The organism is Vibrio sp. 1557, assembly GCF_033340175.1.
In the GTDB taxonomy this organism is placed as follows: Bacteria; Pseudomonadota; Gammaproteobacteria; order Enterobacterales; family Vibrionaceae; genus Vibrio; species Vibrio alginolyticus.
Genome location: NZ_JAWOVZ010000001.1, coordinates 195,887 through 216,692, shown reverse-complemented (window position 1 = coordinate 216,692; position 20,806 = coordinate 195,887). Strand labels below are relative to the sequence as shown.

General features: G+C 44.5%; 18 protein-coding genes and 1 pseudogene. 14 read left to right on the top strand and 5 right to left on the bottom strand.

All coding sequences use genetic code 11. The features are described 5' to 3' along the window. The first annotated feature begins 170 nt into the window (after positions 1-170). From ppsA to tyrS, 4 genes are all read left to right on the top strand, one after another. Complete coding sequence (ppsA, locus tag R7070_RS01050; protein WP_005373822.1) at positions 171-2,543, top strand: phosphoenolpyruvate synthase; 2,373 nt, start codon at positions 171-173, stop codon at positions 2,541-2,543. Between the two features lie 170 nt (positions 2,544-2,713). Then, entirely contained in the window at positions 2,714-3,493 is a 780-nt protein-coding gene (locus tag R7070_RS01045; protein ID WP_005373824.1) for a hypothetical protein, read from the top strand. Positions 3,494-3,686: 193 nt separating this feature from the next. After that, positions 3,687-4,493: a response regulator transcription factor gene (locus R7070_RS01040; protein WP_031778843.1), complete on the top strand. Its 807-nt coding sequence runs from the start codon at positions 3,687-3,689 to the stop codon at positions 4,491-4,493. 82 nt (positions 4,494-4,575) lie between these two features. Then, positions 4,576-5,835, top strand: a complete 1,260-nt coding sequence (gene tyrS, locus R7070_RS01035; RefSeq protein WP_005373828.1) for a tyrosine--tRNA ligase — start codon at positions 4,576-4,578, stop codon at positions 5,833-5,835. A 106-nt stretch (positions 5,836-5,941) separates the two neighbouring features. Here tyrS and R7070_RS01030 read toward each other — a convergent pair whose 3' ends face one another. Then, positions 5,942-6,976, bottom strand: coding sequence for a PotD/PotF family extracellular solute-binding protein (locus R7070_RS01030; protein ID WP_005373831.1), 1,035 nt, complete (start codon positions 6,974-6,976; stop codon positions 5,942-5,944). Between the two features lie 137 nt (positions 6,977-7,113). Continuing rightward, complete coding sequence (locus R7070_RS01025) at positions 7,114-7,473, bottom strand: DUF6559 family protein (protein ID WP_005373833.1); 360 nt, start codon at positions 7,471-7,473, stop codon at positions 7,114-7,116. A 167-nt stretch (positions 7,474-7,640) separates the two neighbouring features. Between R7070_RS01025 and R7070_RS01020 the strand changes: the two genes are divergently transcribed. After that, positions 7,641-7,895, top strand: a complete 255-nt coding sequence (locus R7070_RS01020; RefSeq protein WP_005373837.1) for a hypothetical protein — start codon at positions 7,641-7,643, stop codon at positions 7,893-7,895. 101 nt (positions 7,896-7,996) lie between these two features. On the opposite strand, the gene R7070_RS01015 is transcribed toward R7070_RS01020, so the two are convergent. Next, a complete protein-coding gene (locus tag R7070_RS01015; protein ID WP_318141072.1) occupies positions 7,997-10,405 on the bottom strand; it encodes a beta-mannosidase in 2,409 nt (802 codons plus the stop codon). A 303-nt stretch (positions 10,406-10,708) separates the two neighbouring features. Between R7070_RS01015 and R7070_RS01010 the strand changes: the two genes are divergently transcribed. Next, positions 10,709-12,295, top strand: coding sequence for a BCCT family transporter (locus R7070_RS01010; RefSeq protein WP_005373846.1), 1,587 nt, complete (start codon positions 10,709-10,711; stop codon positions 12,293-12,295). 62 nt (positions 12,296-12,357) lie between these two features. Here the strand turns inward: R7070_RS01010 and R7070_RS01005 are convergent, their stop codons facing one another. Continuing rightward, a complete protein-coding gene (locus tag R7070_RS01005) occupies positions 12,358-13,086 on the bottom strand; it encodes a UTRA domain-containing protein (protein ID WP_005387087.1) in 729 nt (242 codons plus the stop codon). A gap of 210 nt (positions 13,087-13,296) precedes the next feature. On the opposite strand from R7070_RS01005, the gene R7070_RS01000 reads away from it, so the two are divergent. The 8 genes and pseudogenes from R7070_RS01000 to R7070_RS00965 all read left to right on the top strand — a co-directional run. Beyond that, on the top strand, positions 13,297-14,364 hold the full coding sequence (locus tag R7070_RS01000; RefSeq protein ID WP_005373851.1) for an ABC transporter substrate-binding protein: 1,068 nt from the start codon (positions 13,297-13,299) through the stop codon (positions 14,362-14,364). A gap of 12 nt (positions 14,365-14,376) precedes the next feature. Then, the gene (locus R7070_RS00995) at positions 14,377-15,201 is read left to right on the top strand and encodes an alkaline phosphatase family protein (RefSeq protein ID WP_213907141.1); all 825 of its coding nucleotides are present in this window, start codon (positions 14,377-14,379) and stop codon (positions 15,199-15,201) included. After that, positions 15,198-16,088, top strand: a complete 891-nt coding sequence (locus R7070_RS00990) for an ABC transporter permease (protein WP_017633568.1) — start codon at positions 15,198-15,200, stop codon at positions 16,086-16,088. The genes R7070_RS00995 and R7070_RS00990 overlap by 4 nt, the downstream gene beginning before the upstream one ends. A 2-nt stretch (positions 16,089-16,090) precedes the next feature. Beyond that, entirely contained in the window at positions 16,091-16,879 is a 789-nt protein-coding gene (locus R7070_RS00985) for an ABC transporter permease (protein ID WP_158173378.1), read from the top strand. After that, positions 16,876-17,895, top strand: a complete 1,020-nt coding sequence (locus R7070_RS00980; RefSeq protein WP_005373862.1) for an ABC transporter ATP-binding protein — start codon at positions 16,876-16,878, stop codon at positions 17,893-17,895. The genes R7070_RS00985 and R7070_RS00980 overlap by 4 nt, the downstream gene beginning before the upstream one ends. A 2-nt stretch (positions 17,896-17,897) precedes the next feature. Next, positions 17,898-18,557, top strand: coding sequence for an HAD family hydrolase (locus R7070_RS00975; RefSeq protein ID WP_158173377.1), 660 nt, complete (start codon positions 17,898-17,900; stop codon positions 18,555-18,557). Between the two features lie 192 nt (positions 18,558-18,749). Further along, entirely contained in the window at positions 18,750-19,406 is a 657-nt protein-coding gene (locus R7070_RS00970; protein WP_158173376.1) for a TetR/AcrR family transcriptional regulator, read from the top strand. Beyond that, a pseudogene (locus R7070_RS00965) lies at positions 19,393-19,986 on the top strand (HlyD family secretion protein); the annotation flags it as partial. The gene R7070_RS00970 and the pseudogene R7070_RS00965, both read left to right, overlap by 14 nt. 81 nt (positions 19,987-20,067) lie before the next feature. Here the strand turns inward: R7070_RS00965 and R7070_RS00960 are convergent. Continuing rightward, positions 20,068-20,787: a hypothetical protein gene (locus R7070_RS00960; protein ID WP_253657273.1), complete on the bottom strand. Its 720-nt coding sequence runs from the start codon at positions 20,785-20,787 to the stop codon at positions 20,068-20,070. Between the last annotated feature and the right edge of the window lie 19 nt (positions 20,788-20,806).

The following is a 20,806-nucleotide window of genomic DNA, read 5'->3' as shown; positions in this document are numbered from 1 at the left end:
CCACAGCTTTAAAAATTCTTTTGAATTTTTTTCAGCCAGAACGTAATCGTTTGCCTTTGATATCAATCTAAATGAAGCAATGTATGGTCAACGTGTAATAACAGCCAACATGCGATTGTTTAGATCGATTTAAGTCCCCCTACTAAGCTGCAATGTTTCTGGAGAAAGACATGCAAAAGAACACCCTCTGGTTCAATGGCCTATCCATGGATGATGTCGACAAAGTCGGCGGTAAGAATGCTTCACTTGGCGAAATGGTTTCTAACCTAGCAAACGCAGGCGTTTCTGTACCAAATGGTTTTGCGACAACCTCATACGCGTTTAACCAATTCCTTGACCACGAAGGTTTGGATGAGCGTATTCACCAATTACTCGATGAACTAGACGTTGAAGATGTAGAAGCTCTGCGTAAGACAGGTGCAAACATTCGTCAATGGGTATTAGAGGCCCCTTTCCCTGCGGACCTTGAACAAGAAATTCGTGAAAATTACCAAGAACTGATCGAAGGCAATCCTGAGCTTTCAGTCGCAGTTCGTTCATCTGCTACGGCAGAAGACCTACCTGATGCTTCTTTTGCTGGTCAGCAAGAAACGTTTTTGAACGTGAAAGGCATCGACGCAGTACTAGAAGCAACTAAGCACGTTTACGCTTCTCTATTTAACGACCGTGCGATTTCTTACCGCGTTCACCAAGGGTTCGACCACCGTGGCATCTCGCTATCTGCGGGTATCCAACGTATGGTGCGTTCAGATAAAGCCTCGTCGGGTGTTATGTTTACACTAGACACTGAATCGGGTTTCGACCAAGTTGTCTTCATCACCTCTTCATGGGGTCTAGGCGAGATGGTCGTTCAAGGTGCAGTAAACCCTGACGAGTTCTACGTTCACAAGCCAATGCTTGAAGCAGGCGAACACCCAATCGTTAAGAAAACATTTGGTTCTAAGTTGATCAAAATGATCTACTCAGATAACCAAGAAATCGGCAAACAAGTTGATATCGTTGATACTTCTGATGAAGAGCGCAACACGTTCTCATTGAACGACGACGAGATCAAAGAGCTCGCAAAACAAGCAATGATCATCGAAAAGCACTATCAGCGTCCAATGGACATTGAATGGGCAAAAGATGGCATTGATGGCAAGCTGTACATTGTTCAAGCGCGTCCTGAAACCGTATGTTCACAAACGGAACAAAACGTGATTGAGCGCTACGAGCTACAAAACAAAGCGGATGTTTTGGTTGAAGGTCGTGCAATCGGTCAGCGCATCGGTAAAGGCGTGGTTCGCTTGGTTGACTCTCTGGACCAAATGTCTTTAGTCCAAGAAGGTGACGTGCTAGTTACAGACATGACTGACCCAGATTGGGAACCAGTGATGAAAAAAGCATCTGCAATCGTAACCAACCGTGGTGGCCGTACTTGCCACGCTGCCATCATCGCTCGTGAGCTTGGTATTCCTGCAATCGTTGGCTGTGGCGATGCGACAAGCAAGTTAACCGATGGCGCAACCGTGACCGTATCTTGTTCAGAAGGTGAAACGGGCTACGTTTACCAAGGTGAACTTGAGTTTGACGTAAAACGCTCTTCTGTTGATGAACTGCCACTGCTACCAACAAAAGTGATGATGAACGTGGGTAACCCTGATCGCGCGTTTGACTTCGCACAAATTCCAAATGAAGGTGTTGGTCTTGCTCGTCTTGAATTCATCATCAATAAGATGATTGGTATCCACCCGAAAGCATTACTTAACTTTGATGCACAAAGCGATGAGCTAAAAGCAGAAATCACTCAGCGTATTCGTGGTTACAAAGATCCTATCGATTTCTACGTAAGCAAGCTGACAGAAGGTATCGCAACCATTGCTGCGGCATTTTGGCCGAAACGCGTTATTGTTCGTATGTCTGACTTTAAGTCTAACGAATACAGCAACTTGGTTGGCGGTAAAGCATACGAACCGCATGAAGAAAACCCAATGCTTGGCTTCCGTGGCGCGTCTCGTTACATTTCTCCAGTGTTTGAAGACTGCTTCGAGCTAGAAACTCAAGCAATCAAACGCGTTCGTAACGAAATGGGTCTGAAAAACGTTGAAATCATGATCCCATTTGTTCGTACACCAAGCGAAGCAGCATCAGTGATTGATTTGCTAGCGAAGTTTGATCTGCGCCGTGGCGATCAGGGTCTTAAAGTCATCATGATGTGCGAACTGCCATCCAACGCGGTCCTTGCCGATGAGTTCTTGAAGTACTTTGATGGCTTCTCGATTGGCTCAAACGACATGACTCAGCTAACGCTTGGTCTTGACCGTGACTCTGGCGATGTCGCACATCTATTTGATGAGCGCAACCCAGCGGTTAAGGTGATGCTTCAAATGGCGATTGATGCGGCAACAAAAGCAGGCAAATACGTTGGTATTTGTGGTCAAGGCCCATCAGACCACGACGACTTAGCGGAATGGCTAATGGATCAAGGTATTAGCTCTGTATCACTAAACCCAGATACGGTTATCGATACTTGGTTAAAACTCGGTAAAGTTAGCAGCAAGTAACACACGATAAACTCTAGCCCTCACACTCCCCTTGTGAGGGCTTTGTTATTCACACGTCATTTCACAATCAGTTCGTGATTCCTCTCTCAAGTTCGTCATTTAGTCAATTTCATTATCAAAGTCTGATGACCTAAAATGAATGGTATATCGATAACTCCAGAGAGAATTTGATGAAAAAGCCTATCGCACTCCTTACTACATTGATGCTCCTGGCATCCCCTGCTTATGCCGATTGGGATGAAATTTCCAATAAAATGTCTGAGCTTGGCGACGCAGTTTCTGATACTGCACAAGATGCTTGGGACGACACCAAAGCGTTTTCAAAACAAGCGTGGCAAGATTTCACGAACTGGTCCGAGGAAGCGATCAATACCGCAGGCGAATGGACGGAAGCCAGCATCGAGAAAAGCAAAGAATGGATAGATGCTGCCGACAAAAAAATTGATGAGCTGATGGAAGGCGATACGCCAGAAGAAGCTCGCCAAGCCGTGGACTTAATGGCAGATAGCGCTTTGCTCAAGTTATTTAATGAAAAGCCGGAGGCAAAAGCTATTTACGACAACGCGTACGGCTACGCGGTCTTTGATTCTCGTAAATTATCTTTGCTGTTTCACACCAACTCAGGGTCAGGAGTCGCAGTGAATAAGGAAACAGAAGAACGCACTTATATGAATATGTTTGGTTTGGGCGTTGCACTTGGGGCTGGCGGCAAATTTTACCAACAAGTGGTTCTGTTTGAGAGCAAAGAAGACTTTGATACGTTCGTCAACGAAGGATGGGAGGCCACAAGTGAAGCCTCTGCTGTTGCGGGCGAAGATTCAGAGCAACTTTCAAAACAATTTAACAGCGGCGTCGCCGTCTATCAGTTGAACGCTAAAGGTTTGCTCATCGATGCTAACGTGTCTGGTTCTAAATATTGGGTTAACGAAGAGCTCACTAACTCGCAGTAATGCATAGCAACTAATCGCTTAAATAAAACCGTTGTTATGCACCCTTATCAATAAGTTAACGGGGATATGATTCCTCAAAACTGAGCACTTACGCAACTTTCTCTATGGAAGTCACCAGAAGATGGCGACTTCCCTTTCTCGTTGGATTGCTTTTGGTTATGCTTGCGCAAAACCACCTGCAATTCGGTATCCCATGCCTGACAATAACTTTAATAATCTGCTAGCAGAAGCAATTTCTGCTCTTAACACGCCTAACTTTACTCCTAAACTTATGCGTGTCATTCGCACTCTTTTTCATTTTGATTGCGCAGTTATTTTAGGTTACCGAGAAGGTAAACATCCTATTTATCTCTACGACTCAATTGAGAACGAGCGAGAGTTACTTTTTCAACGCTACCTTACTGACTCATTTCAAAATGACCCTTTTTTTCTCAAACTAAACGAGACAAAGCAACAAGGCGTATTTACGCTCAAAGACGTGGCGCGTAAAGGCGTTGACTTCACCTCATACTGCGAGCAGTTCTATCATCAAACAGGGTGGAAAGACGAGCTTAGCATGCTAGTCGAAGTTGAATCTGGCCGTTGGGTCATGCTGTACTTCGGATATATGACTGATGGAAAATACTTTTCTCAGCCACAAATCAATAAGCTAAAGCCCTATTTCCCGATAATTCAGTCGCTTTGTCAGCAGCATTGGAAACAAACGGAATTTACCTTTTCTGAGCCTGTTTTTGCACAGAGTGCTTATTCTGGCAGTATGCGATTAGCCATTGAGCAAGCTTTAGCAACGTTTGGCGTAGAATCACTCACCCGTCGCGAACAAGAGGTGGCTTCGCTTCTCGCTCAAGGGTTTGACACCAAAGAAATTGCCGCGCGGTTACACTTAGTTCAAGGCACGGTCAAAAATCATCGAAAGCGAATTTACTCGCAATTAAATGTGTCTTCATTGAGTGAGTTATTCCAGCTTTTCCTCAATCACCTCATTCTCCATTCAAGATAAAAAACTGTCCCTTAAGGGATATATCGAGAAAAGGTGTCGCGTTTTAGTCTGAATGTAACAACCACTAAAACAGACAAAAAGAATGACAACACCATTACTGCAAGATTTACAAGATCGTGGCTTGATTGCACAAGCCAGCGATTTGGAAGAAATTCAGACACTTCTCTCACAGCCACAAACCGTTTACTGCGGCTTCGATCCTACAGCTGGCAGCTTGCATATCGGCCACCTCGTGCCTTTGATTATGCTTAAGCGCTTTCAAGATGCCGGACACCAAGCTGTTGCCTTGATTGGCGGTGCAACGGGCATGATTGGCGACCCAAGCTTTAAAGCGACTGAGCGCAGTCTGAACTCAGAGGAAATCGTCTCAGGCTGGGTTAACGATCTTTCTAATCAAATTCAGCAGTTGATGAACCTCCAACTGACCAAGCCGATGATCATGGTGAACAACGCTGACTGGATGAAAGCGATCAATGTGATCGACTTCTTCCGCGATGTGGGTAAGCACTTCTCGATCAATACTATGGTCAACCGAGACTCGGTAAAACAACGCCTGCAACGACCTGACCAAGGTATCTCCTTCACCGAATTTAGCTACGCCCTACTGCAATCGTACGATTTTGCCGAGCTAAACCGTCGATACGGTTGCCGTTTGCAAATCGGTGGCAATGACCAATGGGGAAACATCGTCAGCGGGATCGATTTAACTCGCCGTCAAAATGGTGAGCAAGTATTTGGCTTAACTCTGCCGCTGATCACCAAATCCGATGGTACCAAATTTGGCAAAACCGAAGGCGGCGCAGTATGGCTAGATCCTAGCAAAACCTCTCCTTACGCGTTCTACCAGTTCTGGCTTGGCGCAGAAGACGCCGACGTTTACCACTTCCTGCGTTACTACACGTTCTTGAGCTGCGAAGAAATTGCCAGCATTGAGGCGCAAGACCAAACAAGCCAAGGTAAACCGCAAGCACAACGTATTCTCGCTGAGGAAATGACGCGATTTGTTCATGGCGAAGAAGGCCTAGCTAGCGCCGAGCGCATCACTCAAGCTTTATTCAGCGGTAATGTGCAACAACTGAGTTTGGGTGAATTAAAACAATTGGAGTTGGATGGTTTACCAAGCATTGAGAGCGCACAACAAGATTTGGTTGAGCTGTTGGTTGAGTCGGGTTTAGCAAGTTCGAAGCGTGTTGCACGCGAACACATCAGCAACAACGCCATTAGTGTAAACGGTGAAAAAGTGTCGGCTGATAACCCAAGTTTGAGCTTCCCACTGTTCGATCAATATTGGTTACTGCAACGCGGTAAAAAGCACTTCTGCCTCGTAAAGCGTGCCGCGTAGCAACACTCGCAGTACAAAGCCTGTAAAAAATTCCCCTCACCACTTTCGTGATGAGGGGAATCCAAATTTGAACGATTTTAAGCCTAAAAATAGGTAAAGACGTCGCTTATTGCGTTCTTAAACGTTGCCAGTACTTTTCGTAAATCGCTAACGTTTCTGCGCCAACATCATTAATGAACTCGCCTTTTTTCATGTCTTCTGATGAAGGGAAAATAGTACGGTTGTTTTTCAACTCTTCTGGCAATTTGTCACGCCCAGCGTTTGTTGCCGACGCATAACCCAAACTGGTCACGATTTCCGCTTGGTTCTCTGATTGGTACATAAAGTTAATAAATTTATGCGCCAATGCTTTGTTTTTACTGCCAGACGGAATAGTGAAGTTGTCCATCCACAATACCGCGCCCTCTTCCGGCATCACGAACTTCAGCTCAGGCATTTCAACCTGCCCTTGGAATGCGTTGCCGTTCCATTGCATGCCGACCGATGTTTCACCGGACACGTAAGGGACTTGAGGTGCATCTGAGTTGTACAGCAATACGTTATTTTTCAGTGCCACTAAAGAATCGAAAGCCTGTTTGATTTCTGCTTCGTCTTTGGTGTTCACACTATGGCCATTTTTCTTCAGCGCCATACCGAACACATCGCGAACGTCATCAATCAGCATGACTTGTTGTTCGTATTGTGACTCCCATAAGTCAGCCCATTTTGTCACTGGTTGCTCAACCATGGATTCATTGTAGCTGATCCCGGTAATGCCCCAAATATAAGGCAATGAGTAATCATTTTTCGGATCGTGCGCTTGGCCAAGTAAGCCGTCCATTGTGTCTTGCATGTTTGGCACTTGAGCGTGATCTATTTTCGAAAGCAGTCCTTCTCGACCCATTTTTTCAATGAAGTACGCAGAAGCAAAAACCACATCGTAACCAGAACCTTTTAGCAATTTTAGCTTGGTATACATTGATTCATTATTCTCAAAGGTCGAATAATTAATCGTAACGCCTTCTTGTTTTTCAAACGCTTTTAACGATGCTTCCGGCAAATAGCCACCCCATGCATAAACGTTCAACGTTTTGCTATCTGCATGAGCAAACATGCTGAGCACAAGAGCACTCAGCCCCAATCCTTTGATGATTAATTTCATGGTATGCAATCCAACCAGTCCAGCGACGCGCTGGGATTCGGGTGCATAATTAGGTAATTGTTACCCAATTGAAAGAAAATTTAATTAATCTTTAACAGCAAAAATATTTATCGAATTTATAAAATTAACGCATGTTTTTAATAGCGACTGTGCATACCAAAATGATGAGACATTCCATCTTCCATTCGACCTCCTTTCCAGCCACCAGAGCCGAGTAAATTAAGCACATCTTGAGCGGTATAATCGACACCAGCGAAGAAGTCATGCGCTACATCAGAGCGGATGGCTTGCAACTCTGGTTGATTTTCCAAATCAAGATCTTGCGGATTCGCATACAACGCCAACGCAATTTTTTGTTGGCACGCGCTTAACTCGCTGGTGCTCGTCTTTACCTGACCAACCGAAAAGTACTCACGACTGCCGTATCCCACCACCAATCTGGTACTCATTAGTTTAATCACTTTCTTAATGCGGCGACGTTGTATAAATCTCAACATGTTTTGTTATTCCTGTATTAAGTTGGCTATGGTCGTATTCTTTTGTTCGAATTAAAACACTCTGTTTTATCCGCGAAATTTCTCTAGCGCTTTTCGCGATGATCGGTTGTATAATACGATCCTGAAATATTTTGTTACGTTACCTCGGTAACCCCTGAGACTGCAACATGAACAACAGCAGATGGGTCGGCTTTATAGGCGGCACGATTGTCTTACTTAGTACCTTTATCCTCTTTGGATCTTCCGTCCACTCTGCTTGGTACCGAATCCCTGCGGAAGCCATTCATGGTATCGCCTTCACTCTGGCTTTTGGTTTAGGGTTAAACAGCCTACTGGCGTACGCGACGGCAATGATTACTCTTGCTGCACTATTCTACATTGGCTTTGTCGTTAGCTATCGGGTCCATCAGAAACTTAAATAGTCTTCTGTCTCAACCTGAGCTTAATAACGGATACTTGGTAACTAAAAAGGGAGCAAACGCTCCCTTTTTAGTTGTCAGCATGTAGATGTTCTATACCCGCTTTAATCATTAAGGTGGTATACCCTCAACGACTGCTGCATACCTGAAACATCATCACCTAAATACTCAACCGTCATTGGAACGTTGACCAACAGAGTAAAACTGGAGTCACTGAACCTTCCATCAGCATCACTCTCCAAATGAACAAAAAACGCAGGCTTATCCGCAATCAATGTAATTCGCCTCCCTTCAATAGAGACATCTATATTGGCTTTCGCTATCGGCAAGGTTTTTAGCTCGTGAGTACTAAACCATGTGTTGCTTATTCTGTCTTCACCGATTTGCGCTTCAACATAGAAGAAGCCTGACGTAAGTTCATCCTTCTCGATCAATTCATCCAACTGCCACAAAATCGTATTGCTGTCTGCTATGACTGTTTGTTCTAAGCTCCAACATTGCTTTTCTTCCCCTTGCCAATCTACCCACTTGAGCAATGCGTTGACGCTTGCGGACTCTTTCGCATCATTGAGCAAATGTAGGCTCAACTTGCCTGTATGCTCGGAAAATACCAAATACTGCGGCGCAAAAAAGCGTTTTGCATGGTAGTGCAACTGCTTCCATCGACCACTGTATTCCAAACTAGACCAAGAGCTGACAGGCCAGTTATCGTTGAGTTGCCAGTACAGCATGCCGCGACAAACTGGAGAAATGGCACGCCAATGATCGCATGCAGTTTTGATCGCGATTGCCTGCTGAACTTGACTTAAATACAGCATGCTCTCAAATCCAGAGGGAAAACGAAAATAGCGCGTGAACATCTCTGTGATAATACTATTACCACGCGGGTTCTTCTGATGTTGTTCGAAAGTTGGGGATGTAATATTCCAGTCTTGCTCAGGGACAAACCGCTTAACTTCAGCAAAAGATGGCCAAGATTGAAAACCAAACTCAGAGCAAAAACGAGGATTCACGTCAAGGTAGGCACTGAATGATTTTCCTGAATGCCAAACGTCCCAAAAGTGCATATCGCCTTTACTATCATCATGCCACGCATCACCGAAATCCAGTTCACCATTACATGGGGAACTTGGCCAGAAACGGCGAGTGCTATCTTGCTCGGTAATCTCCTTCTCAATCATGCGGTTGAGGCGATCGTAGTTAACCGTGTATTTGACTTTGCTGCGCTTAGATTCGTCATACCAACCAATAGCTCCAATCACTTCATTGTCACCACACCAAAGTGCGATTGATGGGTGCTTCTTAAGCCTCGGGATTTGGAATCTAAGTTCTTCTTCTACCTCTTTTAAAAACTCGTCGTTTGATGGGTACAACGAGCAGGCGAACATCATGTCTTGCCACACCAACAAGCCAAGTTCATCACAAAGGTTATAAAAGATTTCACTCTCGTACTGACCACCGCCCCATACGCGAATCATGTTCATGTTGGCGTCAACCGCACTTTGCAAAAGGTTGCGATAACGTGTTTCGCACTCTCGCCCCGGCATTGCGTCAATAGGGATCCAGTTGGCACCTTTAGCATTAATCGGTACGCCATTGACGATAAATTCCATTGCAGAGCCGTGCTCATCAGCTTGATTATTTAGAGTTAGCTGACGCAAACCAATGTTGTGCGTTAACTTTTGCTCTCTGCAAGAAATGGTAATGGGATAGAGATACGCTTCGCCATAACCCGATGGCCACCAGCGTTGAGGCTCCAAAATGTGGAACTGGCAATGATAGTGACCACTTCCTTTTGTTTGAATACATTGACGCTCACCATTAAATTCAACCATCATTTCATGGCGTTGACTGTCCGTTTCCACTTCAACTACTACATCAAGAAACACACTCCCATCGGCTTGCCATTGCTGCTCTGTCGAGAAGCCTTTGAGCCAAAGCTCATTCACAATGTCGATTTGAATGGGGTCGTAAATACCCGATACCATCAAGCAAATGCCCCAGTCCCATCCGGAATGGCACTGTGTTTTGCGGATCAAGTTCATGTGTGGAATTTGGTTGTTGCCCATTGCCGATGGAATAGGAAATGGCAGTTTTTTTGCTCTTGCGATACCTTCTAAATCCACCCGAGCAAACTCAACCCGAATCGTGTTAGTACCTTGCTTTAAATGCGGTTTAATATCCACACGTTGCTGGGTAAACATGTTGCTGCAAGTTTGTGCTAACTCACCATTAACATAGAAGGTTGCCAATGTATCGACACGAGTTAGCGTCATCCAAATTTGCTTGGCAGACAACGTAAACGCGTCGACGTCAAACTCACGTGAGATATGCCACTCACACTCTTCAATCCATCGAACTTTGTTTTCATTATCGGCAAAATAAGGATCTGGAATCTGCTCTGTTTGTAAAAGCGCCGACACATTATCGCCCGGAATAAACATTGGAATTTCAAGATTGGGACGCTGTGGCGAGGTAAGCATCCACTGCCCGTTAAGTTCGAAGTGAGCCATCGAGTTAAACCTTAGCTTGGGAAAAACATGTTTTCTCAATGTAATCCTGACAATCCCATGCAAAAACAAGGGAAATGTTAATTACATACGAAATGCGGTGTATTTCACGTAAAAACTCTTTCTTTTGATCTCTACCCAAAAATCAGCAACTTGGCTAACCTGTTAAAAATTAATCGAAATCTAAGGTTATATTTGCAACTTCGACATGTTAACATCATCAGCTTTTTGAACATCCTCACACTTTTCGTTGAAACGATGTGAGGGGAAATGCACGGCTTCATAGCCCTAAAAAGCGAAGTAATTATGTCAAATATGACGAATGCCGCCTCCCACACAGCGCCTATTCAGGATGCTGACTATTCTGCTATTCATCCCCCATCTTTACTCAAGCGCCTCGAACTCACCAATCCTGTCTTTTGGTTAAGTGGTAGCTTCCTCACTCTATTCGTTTTACTTGCTCTAACGAATACCGACTCTCTAACCGCAATGGTTAACACCGGCTTCGGCTTTGCTACTAAATATTTCGGAGCTTACTGGCAAGTACTGCTTCTTCTGAATTTCCTAATTGGTTTGGCTCTTGCGTTTGGTCGCACTGGTTATGTGCGCCTAGGTGGTCTAGCGAAACCTGATATTGATAACTTTAAGTGGTTGTCAATCGTACTCTGTACTCTACTTGCAGGTGGTGGTGTGTTCTGGGCCGCAGCTGAGCCTATCGCGCACTTTGTGACTGCTCCGCCTCTATACGGGGAAGCCTCACCGAAAACTGCCGCAATCAATGCCCTATCTCAGTCTTTTATGCACTGGGGCTTCTTAGCTTGGGCGATCCTTGGTGGTCTATCTTCCATTGTCTTAATGCACTTGCATTACGATAAAGGCCTGCCTCTTAAGCCGCGTACTCTGCTTTACCCTGTTTTTGGTGATAAAGCCATTAAAGGCTGGATTGGTGATGTTGCTGACGCATGTAGCATCATTGCAGTAGCAGCAGGAACCATCGGTCCTATCGGCTTCTTAGGTTTACAAATTAGCTACGCGCTAAACTCATTGTTTGGCCTGCCAGATACGTTCGTAACGCAAAGCATGGTTATCATGGCGGCGATCCTGATGTATACCCTTTCCGCACTGAGCGGTTTGAGCAAGGGTATTCAAATCGTCAGTCGTTACAACATCATTTTGTCTGTACTATTAATTGGTTACATCCTGTTCTTCGGGCCGACAAGCTTTATCGTTGATGGCTACGTGCAAGGCGTTGGTCGTATGGTGGATAACTTCTTCCCTATGGCACTTTACCGTGGTGATACAGGCTGGCTAAGTTGGTGGACAGTATTCTTCTGGGGTTGGTTTATCGGTTATGGCCCAATGATGGCGATCTTTATTGCTCGTATCTCTCGTGGTCGTACAATTCGCCAATTAATCATGTCTATTAGCATCGCGGCACCGCTGATTACTTGCTTCTGGTTTAGTATCGTTGGTGGCAGTGGCCTTGCGTTTGAACTTGATAACCCTGGTTTGATTTCATCTGCGTTTGAAGGCTTTAACTTGCCTGCAGCACTGCTAGCGATTACTGGTGAATTACCTTACCCAATGATCATTTCGGTTCTGTTCCTGATCTTAACGACAACATTTATCGTGACGACGGGTGACTCGATGACTTACACAATCAGTGTAGTGATGACGGGCTCAACAGAACCAAACGCAGTGATTCGCTCGTTCTGGGGTCTGATTATGGGTATTGTCGCTATTGCGCTCATCTCAATGGGCTCTGGTGGTATTTCTGCATTGCAGTCTTTCATTGTAATTACTGCCGTACCTGTGTCTTTCATTTTGCTGCCAAGCATTTGGAAAGCACCCGGCATTGCAAGCAGAATGGCGAAAGAGCAAGGCCTCGTTTAAACCGCCTCTCTAACCAATATGCGAAAAAGAGCCCTTCATTGGGCTCTTTTTAATTCTGCGCTTTATCCTACGCTATCAATGCGAATCATCACTGCGTCTGGACGCCAATACTCGAATTCGCAGTCCATTAAATGCCCATCTTGTTTGTAGTTTACCCGCCGAATTTTCAGAACGGGTTGTCCTTCAGCTAGGTTCAACGCCTTAGCGACATGAGCAGGAGCTGACGTGGGAATCACATCAAAACGAGAGCGCTTTGTCTCGTAACCATACTTCTCACGATAAATGCCTGTCAGGGACATGGTGAGGTTCTCAGACAATATACCCTCAAACAGTGCCGCTTTGAGCACGTTCTCAACAAACAATACCGCTCGCCCATCAATAAAACGTAACCGTTCAATTACATAAATTGGGGTAATTCGCTCAACCTCTAACGATTTGGCATACTCACCTGCGGCCATTTCACTTCGCACGTTGAGTAGCTTAGTTTCTGCAATACGATGCTGCTCTCGAATCATCTGATGGAAGTGAGAACGAGACAACGGGTTGTAACAGATACGCTCAGGAGATACATACCAACCCCGGCGCTCTTCTCGATAAATAAGACCTTCCGTTTCCAAAGACACCAACGCATCTTTGATAGTGATTCGAGTCGTAGAAAACAGCTCACTGAGCTCTCTCTCTGACGGCAGTTTTTGTCCTTCCGACATGATGCCGGAAAGAATCTGCTGTTTTAAGCTGCTTCTAATTTTTCCTAATTGGGTACCAAATTGTCCGGTGCCTGTCGCTCTCATTCTGATCTAGTCCAACGATAATTTGACGAATAACATAAGGCGTTTACGTAACAAAAATATGACATTAATCAACAGAACACATACTGAACGTATGAAATATAAGTGCCATATAAAATCAGCAAAACTGTCAAATTACTTGCGCTAAATCGTCACATTCCATCCATAGCATACAAAGCGAACTTACTGACCTAGTCCAGAAGGATGGAGACAATGAAAACTTTGCTAAGTCGTTCAATTACCGCACCAGCGGCAATCATTGCGGTAACGCTCGCTACGCCAACAGTAGCGAAAGAAGCCGATATTGAATCTTTGGTAGCTGCAGCACAAAAAGAAGGGGCGGTTTACAGTGTGGGTATGCCTGACAGTTGGGCAAACTGGAAAGACACTTGGGCTGATTTAAAGTCAAATTACAACCTTAAGCACCAAGACACGGATATGAGCTCGGCTCAAGAAATCGCAAAATTCGAAGCTGAGAAGAAAAACGCGACCGCAGACATTGGTGACGTAGGCTTTGCCTTCGCACGTGTAGCGGTTAAAAAAGGCGTCACTCAGCCATATAAACCAACAACTTGGAATGACATCCCAGATTGGGCAAAAGACGAAGATGGTCATTGGGCACTTGCTTACACTGGCACTATTTCTTTTATCTCCAACAATAACCTCGTAAAAGACGCGCCAAAAACGTGGGATGACCTATTAAAAGGCGACTACAAAGTGACCGTAGGTGACGTAGGCGTAGCAGCACAGGCAAACAACGCGGTTCTCGCCGCAGCGTTCGCCAACGGTGGGGACGAATCCAACCTCAAGCCTGCGCTCAAATTCTTTTCTGAACTCGCGAAGCAAGGTCGTCTTTCATTTACCGATCCGAACATCGCCAACCTAGAAAAAGGCGAAGTGGAAGTGGCGATCATGTGGGACTTCAATGCATTGAACTACCGCGACAAAATTGACCGCGACCGCTTTACAGTGAGCATTCCTCAAGATGGCTCTGTGATTTCTGGTTATACAACCATAATCAATAAATACGCGAAGAACCCTAATGCAGCAAAGCTTGCTCGTGAATACATCTTCAGCGATCAAGGGCAAATCAACTTAGCAGAAGGTTATGCGCGTCCAATCCGCACCAACATCACACTGCCTCAAGCAGTGCAAGACAAGCTAATTGCTAATGACCAATACAGCAATGTTCACCCAGTGACTGACTTCTCAGCTTGGGAAAAGTCCGCACGTAAGCTGCCACGTCAATGGCAAGAAAGTGTCTTAATCCACCAGCAATAAGAGTAAGTCGTTATGAGCAATAAGGTCATCCTTGTTGTTCTAGATGGACTGAACTATCAGGTAGCCCGTGATTGCATGGGCTACCTCAATGGTCTTCTAGAACAAAGTCGTTCCCAACAAGAAACTCGCGCAACGCTTTATCCTGTGCAGTGTGAGCTGCCCTCTATGTCTCGCCCACTTTATGAGTGCATTTTAACGGGCGTTCGCCCTGTAGAAAGCGGCATCGTAAACAACAATATCGTTCGTCTATCCAAACACGATTCCATTTTCAGTTTGGCAAAAGCCCAAGGAAAAGTGACCGCTGCGGCTGCCTACCATTGGGTAAGTGAGCTTTATAATCGCACACCATTTGAACCTGTTCGCGATCGTTTCACGCATGATGAAACCCTGAATATCCAGCATGGCTGCTTTTACCATTGGGATCATTATCCTGATGAAGCCTTGTTCCTGGACGCAGAGTATTTACGTCGCAACTATCAACCTGATTTCTTATTGATCCATCCGATGAATATCGACGATACAGGACATAAGTTTGGCCTAGACTCTCGCCAATACCGCAATTGTGCGCGAGGTGCAGACATTATTCTTTCCAACTACATCGAACAATGGCTTGCTGATGGGTATCAAATCATTGTGACCAGCGATCATGGCATGAACAACGATCTTTCTCACGGTGGGATTTTGCCTGAAGAGCGAGAAGTTCCCCTGTTTGTCATTGGTGATAAGTTTACCCATCAAGATTGCCATATTAAGCAAACTGATATTTGTGGCACCGTTTGTCAATTGCTAAACCTTGACCACACGAAGCCATACACTCAGGAATTGTTAGCACTATGAGCAGTTCAGTCCTCTCTCCAAGCTCTAGCGAATCACGTTCAAATTTGGCAAGTACTTGGTTAAAGCGCTTTAAGCCAGCCATTTGGTTGGCGCCTTTCGCACTGTTTTTCTATCTATTTCAACTCGCACCGATGATTTGGGTACTGTTAAACAGCTTTATCTACGATGGCGAGTTTGCCTTCGATAACTACATTGAAGTGCTCGACTCCGCCTTTATGATGCAGGCGTTTGGCAACAGTTTGTGGTTAGCTGTATGGTCGAGCATTTTTGGCTTAGCCATTGCGACTCTGTTGGTCTCTTCTCTGCGCAGAGTCGATTCTAAAGTCCGCGACGGTGTGATTGCGTTTACGAACATGAGCAGCAACTTTGCAGGCGTACCTCTGTCATTCGCTTTTATTATTATTTTGGGCACCAATGGGGCGATTACCCTTTTGCTCAAGCAGTATGGCTTACTCGGTGATTTCGACCTTTATGGTAAATGGGGCCTGCTGGCCATTTACATCTACTTCCAAATCCCGCTGGCGGTGTTGTTGCTCTACCCTGCGTTCGACGCGTTGAGTGATGATTGGCAAGCTGCTGCTGCGCTACTGGGAGCCAAAACATCACAGTATTGGGCGAAAATCGCGCTGCCAGTGCTCTCACCAGCCTTATTCGGTACCTTTATTATCTTAATAGCCAACGCAATCGGCGCATATGCGAGTGTTTATGCGTTGACCTCCGGTAACTATAACGTCATCACCATTCGAATTGCGAGTCTGGTATCGGGAGACCTGTTCCTTGAACCTAATCTCGCCGCTGCAATTTCGGTGATTCTAATGGCGTTACTTGCCTTTATCACTGTGATTAACCAATGGCTCATTTCGAAAAGCTATGCAGGTAGGAAGTAGTCATGAACAACGTTAATACTCGATTCCATAAAACGGTGGTTTATTCCATTGCTGGGATCATGCTCATCCCGATTTTAGCGACCTTTGTCTATTCGCTTTCATCACGCTGGGGCGCCACGGTGCTTCCAGATGGTTTCACTTTTGATTGGTACGTTAAATTGCTGACCGACCCACGCTTTTTGCAAGCATTTGGGCGTTCGCTGTTTATTTGTATTGCTTCGCTAACCCTCAGTGTGATTTTAGTTCTGCCAGCGATATTCGTGGTGTTTTACTACTTTCCAAGGCTCGATAAGCTCATGAACGTATTGATTTTGCTACCATTCGCTGTACCACCAGTGGTGTCCTCCGTCGGCTTGCTTCAACTTTATGCTGACAGTGAAATCTCCCTTATCGGTACTCCTTGGATTCTAGTAGGTACTTACTTCACCATAGCGTTACCGTTCATGTATCGTGCGATTTCTAATAGCTTCGAAGCAATTAACCTTAACGATTTAATGGACGCTGCACACTTGCTAGGAGCAAGCACAACCAAAGCGTTTTTGATGGTCATTTTACCTAACCTCAAAAAAGGACTGATGGCATCGCTTTTCCTTTCATTTTCATTTCTATTGGGAGAGTTTGTGTTCGCCAATATTTTAGTCGGCACACGTTATGAAACCCTGCAAATCTACTTGTATAACATGCGTCAGACGAGCGGCCACTTTACGTCTGCCTTAGTGATGACCTACTTCCTATTTATTTTTTTACTGACTTGGTTGGCAAGTCGTTTCAGCCGAGGAGTCAAACAATGAGCTACGTAACAGCGAAAAATCTGACTAAACGTTTTGGTGATAACACCGTATTTGAGGACATTCACTTTAACATCGAGCAAGGTGAATTCATTACGCTTTTGGGCCCTAGCGGTTGTGGTAAATCGACACTACTTCGCAGCCTTGCTGGGCTTAACCCTGTCGATGGAGGCGAGATTTGGGTAAACGGAGAAGATATCACGCATCAAGTCCCGCAAGAGCGTGGTATTGGGATGGTCTTTCAATCGTATGCGCTGTTTCCCAATATGACCGTCGAAGGCAACATTGCATTTGGCTTAAAAATGAAAAAGCTTGCGAATGATGATATTCGACGTGAAGTGGCTAAAGTCATCAAACTGGTGGATCTGGCAGGTAAAGAAAAACACTATCCGCATCAACTTTCTGGCGGTCAGCGCCAGCGTGTCGCACTCGCTCGAGCGTTGGTGGTGAAACCTCGCATATTATTGCTTGATGAACCACTTTCTGCGCTTGATGCCAAAATCCGCAAACACCTTCGTCAGCAAATCCGAGACATTCAGAAAGAGATGAATCTCACCACTATCTTCGTAACTCATGACCAAGAAGAGGCGATGATTATGTCTGATCGTATCTTCCTAATGAGTAAAGGGGAAATTGTTCAAGCAGGAACACCTGAAGAAATTTATACTCATCCTGCTAACGAGTTTGTGGCCGGTTTCATGGGGCACTACAACCTTGTAGAGGCCAATAAAGCCAAGCAACTCTTCAACATTGATACCGAATGGAAAGTAGCGATTCGCCCAGAGTCTATATATGTAAAAGAGCAAGGTCGTCAATATGATAGCCACATCTCAGCGCCACAAGTAGGTACGATCACCAACCACCAGCTTCTAGGTAATGTTATTCGCTATCAAGTGAACGTTGAAGAGTGTGAGCTCACTGTTGACTTGCTTAACCGCTCTTCAGAACGCTTACTAGCGAATGGCAGCCAACTAGAGCTACTCTTTAACCTAAACGAAATTCAACCAGTGAGAGCCTAAACATGTCCAAACCTTTGTATGTTTTTGATATGGATGAAACCCTAATAAACGCTGACTGCGCAATGATTTGGAACGAGTTTATGGTTGAGAGAGGCATCGCGACTGATCCTTTATTTATTATGGAAGATCAGCGTCTAATGGCCTTGTACTCTGAAGGCAAAATGGACATGGAAGATTACCTAGCGTTCTCCATGAAGCCACTAGAAAACATGCCGATTGAAGAAGTAAACGCCTTGGTTGAAGAATGTGTTGAAAGCCATATTTTGCCTAAACAGTTCCCTCAAGCCAAAACCCTGATTGAGCAACTGTCTCGTGATGATATAGATATGGTTATCATCTCTGCCAGCGTCACTTTTTTGGTGGAAGCCGTTGGTCGCCGTCTTAATATTCCAACCGCACTCGGAATTGATTTAATCGAGGAAAACAACCGTTATACTGCTGAAATCGACGGTATCCCGAGTTATCGTGAAGGCAAAGTCACGCGATTAAAACAGTGGCTAGAAAATCAGCCTGAGCCTTATTCCGAAATCCATTTCTATACCGATTCAATCAACGATTTACCGCTTTGTGAATACGCGAACTACGCTTATCTGGTAAATCCATGCCCACAACTAAAAGAACACGCCAACAGACCGAATTGGAGTGTGTTAAGTTGGGGGTGATCTAGCCTCAAAAGACCGTTTTTCCTAAGTAAATACTTTTCTATTTGTTCAAAGAGCAGTTCTTTCTGCTCTTTTTTACTTCTCTTCATCACAAATTAATCACTTGATTAAATACTGATTAATTTTTCACATGTCGCATGAGAAATCAGCGTCTTATAATTAATCAAATGTTTAATATTTTGAGAGAAGATTGTGACGGAAGCGCATCGAAGGGCGGGAAGACCCACAGATAATATCGACGCACGGGAAAAACTGATTTTCCACGCGCGCGAACTCTTCACCATTATGGCTTATGACAAGGTCTCTACTCGCCTAGTCGCGCAGAAAGCAGGCGTGAACGTGGCGATGATTCGTTACTACTTTGGCAACAAAGAAGGCTTGTTCGAGACCATGTTGCGCGAAACACTGTCACCGATGCAAAAGCAGATGCAGACGTTGGTATCCAACAGTAACGAGCAAAACTTTCTCGATCTAATGCGCACCTACTACCGCGAAATGATCAAGGTACCACAGTTCCCACGCTTAGTTGCCCAAGTTATGAATATGCCCCCATCGGAAACCCAACGCAAACTGCTCGAAAAAGTCTTCGCAGATATCAGTAAGCCAATGCAAGGCGTGATCTTTGATAAGTTGATCGACAGTGGCGTTTTACGAAAAGACGCCGACCCTCAACTTTGTCGCGTCTCTTACATCAGCTTGATGGTATTTCCTTTTATGGCACCACCAGCACTGCTCGCCATTCATGGCATTGAACTTTCTGAAGCCTTCTTGAACCGATTATTCGAACACAACATACAACTGATGAAACATGGATTTTTAGACTCGGGCGAACAATATGAAGATAAATAAAAAGCTGCTGTTCTTTCCTGCTCTTGCGGTGGGGGTCGTCATTCTGTTTTTGGCGATTAGCCTCAAACCAGATTTGCCCGTAAAACCCGCAGGAGATCGTGCACGGTTGGTCGAGACGATTCCACTTGAGCTCAAAGCCATTGCTCCAGTAGCCATAGGGTTTGGCAAGATCGCCCCAAAAGTGGAATGGAAAGCGATAGCCGAAGTGACGGGGAAAGTGGTCTACCGCCATCCGCAGCTGGAAAAAGGACAAGTGTTGCAAGCAGGGACAGAAATCTTGCGAATCGACCCACTCGATTACGAGTTGAAACTGGTTCAAGCTCAAGCCGATCTCAAATCTGCTCAAACCTCTCTGGCTAAGCTGAACCAAGAAGAAGCGAATCTCAAAAGCACACTCAAGATAGAAGCCAACCGTCTGGTTATCGCCAACAAAGAGTTAGACCGTAAACAAAACCTGCGTAAGAAAGGCTTAACCTCACAATCGGATGTAGATCAGCAAGAGCAAAGCGCGCTCTCTCAACGTAAGTTAGTACTGGATATTGAAAATCAAATTGGTTTGATGCCGGATGCTATTCGGTTGGAATTAGCCTTCAACTTTTACAAATAGTAGCAAATTTCTGCTCTTGGGTTTTATATTATAAACCTAATTATCAAAAATATGTCAATCCAATAACTCTGATATTTTTATCGAGGATACAATCATATTTTCAGCTTCCTGAGAATTTTCAAGACAAACTTTCATATAACGATCAGTCCATCCATTGTGATAAAACTCTATGCTCAAGTAACAATATTCATTAAATAAAAAGCAATAATTACTCTTAAAATTAGAAAAGCTCTTTTCAGATTCATATTTAATATAGTCATGATGTAGCGTTATAGTTGGAGGAACTATCAATGTATCTAAAACTTTATTATTTATAAGTTCATTTCTTAGCTCTTCATTCCCCAAAACCACCTCTTCGTTGTAATGCCTATATATAGATTTTATTTTATGTTTATTGTACCCTCTCCCCGTATTAGGATCATGTTCTTCGGCATTATAAAAATCATCATATCGAAATAAGATATCATCTCTTATATCATATAGAGATTTTTTAACATTTGAGCTCTTTGCATATGGAACCAAGCTAAGTTTCATTATCAAATGCCCATAATAGTCGTATGTTCCTGGGTATGGAATTATCGTATGGTAAGGCCACTCTAAGCGCTCTACCAAAAAAAATTGATTATGATAATCATTCTTAACATTACTTTCTAAGAAATCACGCGTAATCTCTGGGCTTTCTTCCGCCCTATTTGATTCGTAAAATCCCCCAGGTACAGTCAAATCACAAACGAGACTCCCAAACCGATAAAGTCTTTGGTTAGGTTTAGACAATTTCGCTCCTGACCGAAAT